The organism is Pseudonocardia nigra, from assembly GCF_019396355.1.
Classification (GTDB): domain Bacteria; phylum Actinomycetota; class Actinomycetes; order Mycobacteriales; family Pseudonocardiaceae; genus Pseudonocardia; species Pseudonocardia nigra.
Genome location: NZ_JAHKRK010000307.1, coordinates 1 through 6858 on the forward strand (window position 1 = coordinate 1; position 6858 = coordinate 6858).

The 6858-nt window shown below is 70.0% G+C and carries 5 protein-coding genes; 4 read left to right on the forward strand and 1 reads right to left on the reverse strand.

Translation table 11 applies throughout. From position 1 onward, the window contains the following. The first annotated feature begins 231 nt into the window (after positions 1–231). Positions 232–1785, forward strand: a complete 1554-nt coding sequence (locus KME75_RS38605; protein ID WP_219419892.1) for an MFS transporter — start codon at positions 232–234, stop codon at positions 1783–1785. A 66-nt stretch (positions 1786–1851) separates the two neighbouring features. On the opposite strand, the gene KME75_RS38610 is transcribed toward KME75_RS38605, so the two are convergent. Further along, a complete protein-coding gene (locus KME75_RS38610; RefSeq protein ID WP_219419893.1) occupies positions 1852–2370 on the reverse strand; it encodes a hypothetical protein in 519 nt (172 codons plus the stop codon). Between the two features lie 382 nt (positions 2371–2752). Between KME75_RS38610 and KME75_RS38615 the strand changes: the two genes are divergently transcribed. From KME75_RS38615 to mctP, 3 genes are all read left to right on the forward strand, one after another. After that, the gene (locus KME75_RS38615; RefSeq protein ID WP_219419894.1) at positions 2753–4579 is read left to right on the forward strand and encodes a phosphoenolpyruvate carboxykinase (GTP); all 1827 of its coding nucleotides are present in this window, start codon (positions 2753–2755) and stop codon (positions 4577–4579) included. Between the two features lie 214 nt (positions 4580–4793). Continuing rightward, entirely contained in the window at positions 4794–5081 is a 288-nt protein-coding gene (locus KME75_RS38620) for a DUF3311 domain-containing protein (protein ID WP_219419895.1), read from the forward strand. After that, on the forward strand, positions 5078–6739 hold the full coding sequence (gene mctP, locus KME75_RS38625) for a monocarboxylate uptake permease MctP (RefSeq protein WP_219419896.1): 1662 nt from the start codon (positions 5078–5080) through the stop codon (positions 6737–6739). The genes KME75_RS38620 and mctP overlap by 4 nt, the downstream gene beginning before the upstream one ends. The last annotated feature ends 119 nt before the right edge of the window (positions 6740–6858 follow it).

Genomic DNA, 6858 nt, shown 5'->3' on the forward strand with positions numbered 1-6858 from the left:
CCAGATCGCCCCTGGCGGCGTTGTCGGCCCGACCGGGTACGCCAGGTACGACGGCTCGGGCCTCCGCCTTGCCAGGAGCAATCTGGATCACGAATCCCATCGACCCTGATCCACCAGACACGCCCTAGGGGCGGGGTGGTGGGCGCCACGCCGAAGTCGCTGGGGGAATGACGAGGAGTTCTGTACCGTCTAGACGGTACAGTTCGTCCATCGCATACGTCCCGAGGAACCATGACCGTCACCGCCCCTGCCCGCACCGGCGCCGCCTCGACCGCTCCGCCCCGCGCAGGCAGGCGGGAGTGGTTCTCCCTCGCCGTGCTCGCCCTGCCGACGCTGCTGGTCGCGATCGACAACACCGTGCTCGGCTTCGCGCTGCCCGCGATCAGCGCAACCCTGGCTCCGTCGGCCACCCAGCTGCTGTGGCTCGTCGACGTCTACCCGCTGGTGCTCGCCTGCCTCCTCGTCACGATGGGCACGCTCGCCGACCGGATCGGGCGGCGGCGCACGCTCCTCGTCGGCGTCGCCGGGTTCGGCGTCGTCTCGCTCGCGGCCGCCTTCGCGACCGACGCCGCGCATCTCGTGGCCGCGCGTGCCCTGCTCGGGTTCTTCGGCGCGATGCTGATGCCGGCCACGCTGGCGCTGATGCGCACCGTGTTCGTCGACCGGGCGCAGCGCAGGCTCGCCGTCGCCATCTGGGCCACCGGCTTCGCCGCGGGCAACGCGCTCGGCCCGATCCTGGGCGGGGTGCTGCTGGAGCACTTCTGGTGGGGCTCGGTCTTCCTCGTCAACGTCCCGGTGATGGTGGCGCTGCTCGTGCTCGGCGCGCTCGTGCTGCCGGAGTCGCGGATGCCGGCGCCGGGCACCCTCGACCCGCTCGGCGTGCTGCTGTCGCTGCTGACGATGGGCCCGGTCGTGCTCGCGATCAAGACGTTCGCCCATGACGGCCTCACGCCGGCCGCGGCGCTCGCGCTCGGCGCAGGCGTCACGGCCGGGGTGCTGTTCGTGCGCCGGGCGCGCGCCCGGCTCGCGGCGGGTGAGGAGCCGCTGCTCGACGTCACGCTGTTCGCGTCGCCGGTGCTGCGGCTGTCCGCGCTCGCCAACGCGACCACGATGTTCGCCCTGACCGGCCTGTTGTTCTTCGCGGCGCAGTACCTGCAGCTCGTGCTCGGGCTCTCCCCGCTCGACGCCGGGCTCGTGCTGCTGCCGGGTTTCGTGGTGACGATGCTGGCGGGGTTGCTCGCCGCCCGGCTGGGCCGCAGCGTCCCGCTGCGGGTGCTGGTGCCGGCGGGCCTCCTGCTCGCCGCGGCCGGGTTCCTGCTGTGCACGGCGCTCGGCGGTGGGTGGGGCGCCGTGGTGCTCGCCGTGGCCGCCGTGCTGGTCGGGGGCGGCATCGGGCTGTCGGAGACGGTCACCAACGACGCCATCCTCGCCGCGGCGCCCGCCGACCGAGCAGGCTCGGCGTCGGCCGTGTCGGAGACGGCGTACGAGATCGGCGCGGTGCTCGGCACCGCGTTCCTCGGGAGCGTGCTCACCGCGGTCTACCGGGGTGCGGTCGCCGTGCCCGCCGGAGTCGACGGCGCCGACGCCGCGATGGAGACCATCGGCGGTGCCGTCGGCGTGGCCGGGCAACTGGCCGACTGGCCGGCCGCGGCGCTGCTGACCTCGGCCCGCACGGCGTTCACCACGGCCGTCGACGTCACTGCCGCGGTCGGCGCCGGGGTGCTGGTCGCCGTCGCCGTGACGGTGGTGCTCGGTCTGCGCAGGCCCGCGGGCCCGCAGGTGTGACGACGGCGGTGCCCCTCCGTCCGTGGAAGGGGCACCGCCGTCGCTCTGCACAGGGGGTGCGGGGGACTACGTGGCCGCCCGGTCCGCGGGCGGCGGAGTCTGCTGGCCGGGTGCCTGCTGCTGGGGGGCGGGCTGCTGGGGCGGGGCCTGCTGGGAGAGGTAGGGCTGGTTCGGGACCGGAGGGGCCGACTGGGACGGCACGGTGCTGATCCCCCGGTCGGCCAGCCGCTCCTGGACCTGCTCGGAGATCTGTGAGGCGCGCCTGCGGTCGCGGACGCGGATGAGCACCAGCATCGAGATGCCGTAGGCGATGCCCAGGACGATCAGGACGACGCCGAGCTTGACGACGAACGACTGGACCGGGTCGTCGGTCTGGATCTCGAGGATCGAGATGATCGCGAGCACGCCGAGCGTGACGAGGTGGAACAGCACCGAGAGCAGCAGGTTCACCGAGCGCGTGACCTTGCGGTCCTGGAAGACCTCCTGGAGGAACGGCTCGCCGGCCCGCACCAGCAGCCGCCCGACGGCGAAGGTCAGCCCGATCGACACGGCGAGCAGGACGAAGTACTGCGTTGTCTGGTTCAAGGGTCCTCCCCCGGTGGCTGAACCTGCTCACGAGGAGGCACGCGCTGTAACCTCCTCGCTGCACGCCGCGTACCCGATCCGGCGAGTCAGTACTCCTGGAGCACGTGATCTCCGTCGCCAGGGACGGACGCCTTGATCGGAAAGTGATCGGGTCCACTCGCTTCCGCGGTCGCCCGGAAAGCCAGAGGGAAAGCGCTTTCGGTCCTTCTGAATCGATTACATGATCGGTCTTGTGAGTCAGTCGACATCGGTGGACGGTGGGTAAACGGGGGCGTCCCGGGTACCTTCAATGCACATCTCTCACTGGCACACCCGCTCCCATTCGGACGGGTGTGCGCGGCATTTCCACCAGACCGGGGAACCGGCGAGGATCGAGGACGATATGACTGCAATGATCGTGCCGGGGCTCGACCAAGCACCAACCGAGAACGCTCGCCTGCTGTCCTGGGTGCAGGAGGTGGCCGAGCTCACCACGCCCGACCGCGTTGTGTGGTGCGACGGGTCCGACGAGGAGTGGGACCGGGTGACGACGGCGCTCGTCGAGGCCGGCACGTTCGTCCGGCTCAACGAGGAGAAGAAACCGAACTCCTTCTGGGCGGCCTCCGATCCCGACGATGTCGCCCGCGTCGAGGAACGCACGTTCATCTGCTCGGTCGACGAGGCCGACGCCGGGGTCACCAACAACTGGATGGACCCGGCCGAGATGAAGTCCACAATGACCGAGTTGTACCGGGGGTGCATGCGCGGTCGGACGATGTACGTCATCCCGTTCTGCATGGGCCCGCTCGACGCGGACGATCCGAAGCTCGGTGTGGAGATCACCGACTCCGAGTACGTCGTGGCCTCGATGAAGATCATGACGCGGATGGGCGCTTCGGTCCTCCCGCTGCTCGACGGCCCCGCGGGCGACAAGTTCGTGCCGGCGCTGCACTCGGTGGGCGCGCCGCTCGAGCCCGGCCAGGCCGACGTCCCGTGGCCGTGCAGCGACACCAAGTACATCAGCCACTTCCCGGAGACCCGGGAGATCTGGAGCTACGGCTCCGGCTACGGCGGCAACGCCCTGCTGGGCAAGAAGTGCTACGCGCTGCGGATCGCCTCGGCGATGGCACGCGACGAGGGCTGGCTCGCCGAGCACATGCTGATCCTCAAGCTGACCAGCCCCGAGGAGAAGTCCTACTACGTCGCCGCGGCGTTCCCGTCGGCCTGCGGCAAGACGAACCTCGCGATGCTGCAGCCCACCGTCCCGGGCTGGCGCGCCGAGACGATCGGCGACGACATCGCGTGGATGCGCTTCGGCGAGGACGGCAGGCTCTACGCGGTCAACCCGGAGTACGGCTTCTTCGGTGTCGCCCCCGGCACCAACGAGAAGACGAACCCGAACGCCGTGCGCACCTTCGAGCAGGGCAACTCGATCTTCACCAACGTGGCCCTGACCGACGACGGCGACGTCTGGTGGGAGGGCCTGGAGGGCGAGCCGCAGCACGCCACGTCCTGGACGAACAAGGACTGGACGCCGGACTCCGACGAGGTCGCCGCGCACCCGAACTCGCGCTACACCACGCCGATCCGGCAGTGCCCGGTCGTCGCGCCCGAGTTCGACGACCCCCAGGGCGTGCCGATCTCCGCGATCATCTTCGGCGGGCGCCGCAAGGAGACCATCCCGCTGATCACCGAGGCGCGGAACTGGCAGCACGGCACGTTCATGGGCGCCACGATGTCCAGCGAGAAGACCGCGGCGGCGGCCGGTGGGCTCGGGCAGGTCCGCCGCGACCCGATGGCGATGCTGCCGTTCCTGGGCTACAACGTCGCCGACTACTTCCAGCACTGGATCGACGTCGGCAAGGGCGCCGACGCCGACAAGTTGCCGAAGATCTTCTACGTCAACTGGTTCCGGCGGGGCGAGGACGGGCGCTTCCTGTGGCCGGGGTTCGGTGAGAACTCCCGCGTGCTGAAGTGGGCGATCGAGCGCATGGAGGGCACGGCGGCCGCGCAGGAGACCGCCATCGGCTACGTCCCGACGGCCGACCAGATGGACCTCGACGGGCTCGACGCGCCGCGTGCCGACGTCGACGCGGCCCTGGCCGTCGACATCGAGGAGTGGAAGGCCGAGATCCCGCTCATCCAGGAGTGGTTCGACAAGATCGGCGACCGGCTGCCGAGCTCCATGAGCGACGAGCTCGAGGCCCTGAAGCTGCGCCTGGGGATGTAGGCAATCGCTCCGGCGGGCGTCGGCGCTGCCGTGTCGGATCGCCGCTCGGAGTGACAGGAAAGCCACGTTCCTGACGTTCAACGACAGGAACGTGGCTTTCCTGACGTCCGGCGGCGGTTGCGCGGCGTGACCATGCACACGATCGGGGACATGCGGTCCTCGGCCGCTTAGGATTCCGCGGTCCGAGGACCCACCTGATCATCCCGGAGCAGGCATGTCACAGCCGACGCCGCCATCCCAGGAGACGGGGGAGGGACTGCGCTGGAACGCGTGGAACCTGCTCCTGCTCGTGCCTTTCCTCATGCTCGTCACGCCGTGGTTCAACTCGATCGAACCGCAGCTGTTCGGCATGCCGTTCTTCTACTGGTCCCAGTTCCTCTGGGTGCCGGTCGGCGTGGTCTGCGTGGCCGTCGTCTACGTGAAGACGCGCGACGAGCGGAACCCGGTGGCGCCCGGCGCCCCTCATGACGTCGACGACCTCGACGAGGGGACCGCACGATGATCCAGTGGACCGAGCTCGTCGTCTTCAGCCTGCTGTTCCTGGTCGTCAGCGTGATGGGCTTCCTCGCATCCCGCTGGCAGCGCGGCTCCACCCTCGAGCACCTCGACGAGTGGGGTCTCGGCGGCCGCAAGTTCGGAGCGTGGATCACCTGGTTCCTGGTGGGCGGTGACCTCTACACCGCCTACACGTTCGTGGCGGTGCCCGCGCTGCTGTTCGGAGCGGGCGCGATGGGCTTCTTCGCCCTGCCCTACACCGTGATCCTCTACCCGCTGGTGTTCCTGCCGGTGCTGCGGTTGTGGTCGGTCTCCCGGGTGCACGGCTACGTGACGCCGGCCGACTTCGTCCGCGGGCGTTACGGCAGCTCGCTGCTGGCGTTCCTCGTGGCGTTGACCGGGCTGGTCGCGACCATGCCCTACATCGCGCTGCAGCTCGTCGGGCTGGAGGCCGTGCTGCGCACGATGGGCCTCAACGGCACCGGCATCGCCGGGCACCTCCCGCTCGTGGTCGCGTTCGTCATCCTGGCGGTCTACACCTACCAGTCCGGCCTGCGGGCGCCTGCGCTGATCGCGTTCGTCAAGGACATCCTGATCTACATCGTCATCCTGGTGGCGGTGATCTACCTGCCCGCGCAGTTCGGCGGCTGGTCGGCGATCTTCGAGACGGCCGAGGCGAAGTTCCAGGCCAGCGAGTCCCCGAACGACGGGCTGCTGCTGAACGCCAACAACCAGCTGCAGTACATCACCCTGGCGCTGGGCTCGGCGCTCGCGCTGTTCCTCTACCCGCACTCGCTCACCGGCATCCTGGCGTCCCGGGGCCGGAACGTGATCAAGCGCAACATGATGGCGCTGCCGGCGTACTCGCTGCTGCTGGGCCTGCTGGCGCTGCTGGGCTACGTCGCCATCGCGGCGGGTGCCACCCCCATCACGAACAACGCGACCGGGCGCCCGGACACCAACACCATCATCCCGGTGCTGTTCGACAACGAGTTCGGCTCGCTGTTCGCCGGCGTCGCGTTCGCCGCGATCGGCATCGGCGCGCTGGTGCCCGCAGCGATCATGTCCATCGCCGCGGCCAACCTGTGGACGCGCAACATCTACAAGGAGTACCTCAAGCGCGACGCCACCCCGGCGCAGGAGGCGAAGCAGGCGAAGCTCGCCTCGCTGGTGGTCAAGTTCGGCGCGGTGCTCTGCATCGTGCTCATCGACCCGCAGTTCTCCATCGACCTGCAGCTGATCGGCGGCGTGATCATTCTGCAGACGCTGCCGGCGGTGGCGATCGCGCTGTACACGCGGTGGTTGCACCGGTGGGCGCTGGTGGCGGGCTGGATCGCCGGCATGGGCTACGGGATGTACCTGCTCTACCTCATCCCCAACCCGGCGGCGGGCCGTGCGCACTTCGGTGGGTCGGCGCTGGCGCTCGACAAGCTGACGCTGCTCGGCTGGCACCCGTTCGCCGGCTCGGCCGTGCAGATCTACGTCGGTTTCCTCGCGCTCCTGCTCAACCTGCTGGTCGCGGTCGTGGTCACGGTCGCGCTGCGTGCGGGCCGGGTGGCGGAGGGCGCCGACGTCACCAGCCCGGCCGACTACCACGCCGACGAGGGCTCCGAGCGGCTGCGGCCGGTGGCGGAGCCGATCGCCGAGGCTCCGACAGCGCACTGACCAGCACCAACGCGGATGCCCAACGCGCGCGCATGTCGCCCGGCTCGCGCGTCGGGACCGGGCGACTCGGGCGCAGAAACGGGGTCGTCGCGCAGGGCATGGCCGTCTTCCCACTCCGG

Coding starts and splice junctions, on each gene's coding strand:
- KME75_RS38605 (WP_219419892.1), top strand. CDS start 232: ATGACCGTCACCGCCCCTGCCCGCACCGGCGCCGCCTCGACCGCTCCG.
- KME75_RS38615 (WP_219419894.1), top strand. CDS start 2,753: ATGACTGCAATGATCGTGCCGGGGCTCGACCAAGCACCAACCGAGAAC.
- KME75_RS38620 (WP_219419895.1), top strand. CDS start 4,794: ATGTCACAGCCGACGCCGCCATCCCAGGAGACGGGGGAGGGACTGCGC.
- mctP (WP_219419896.1), top strand. CDS start 5,078: ATGATCCAGTGGACCGAGCTCGTCGTCTTCAGCCTGCTGTTCCTGGTC.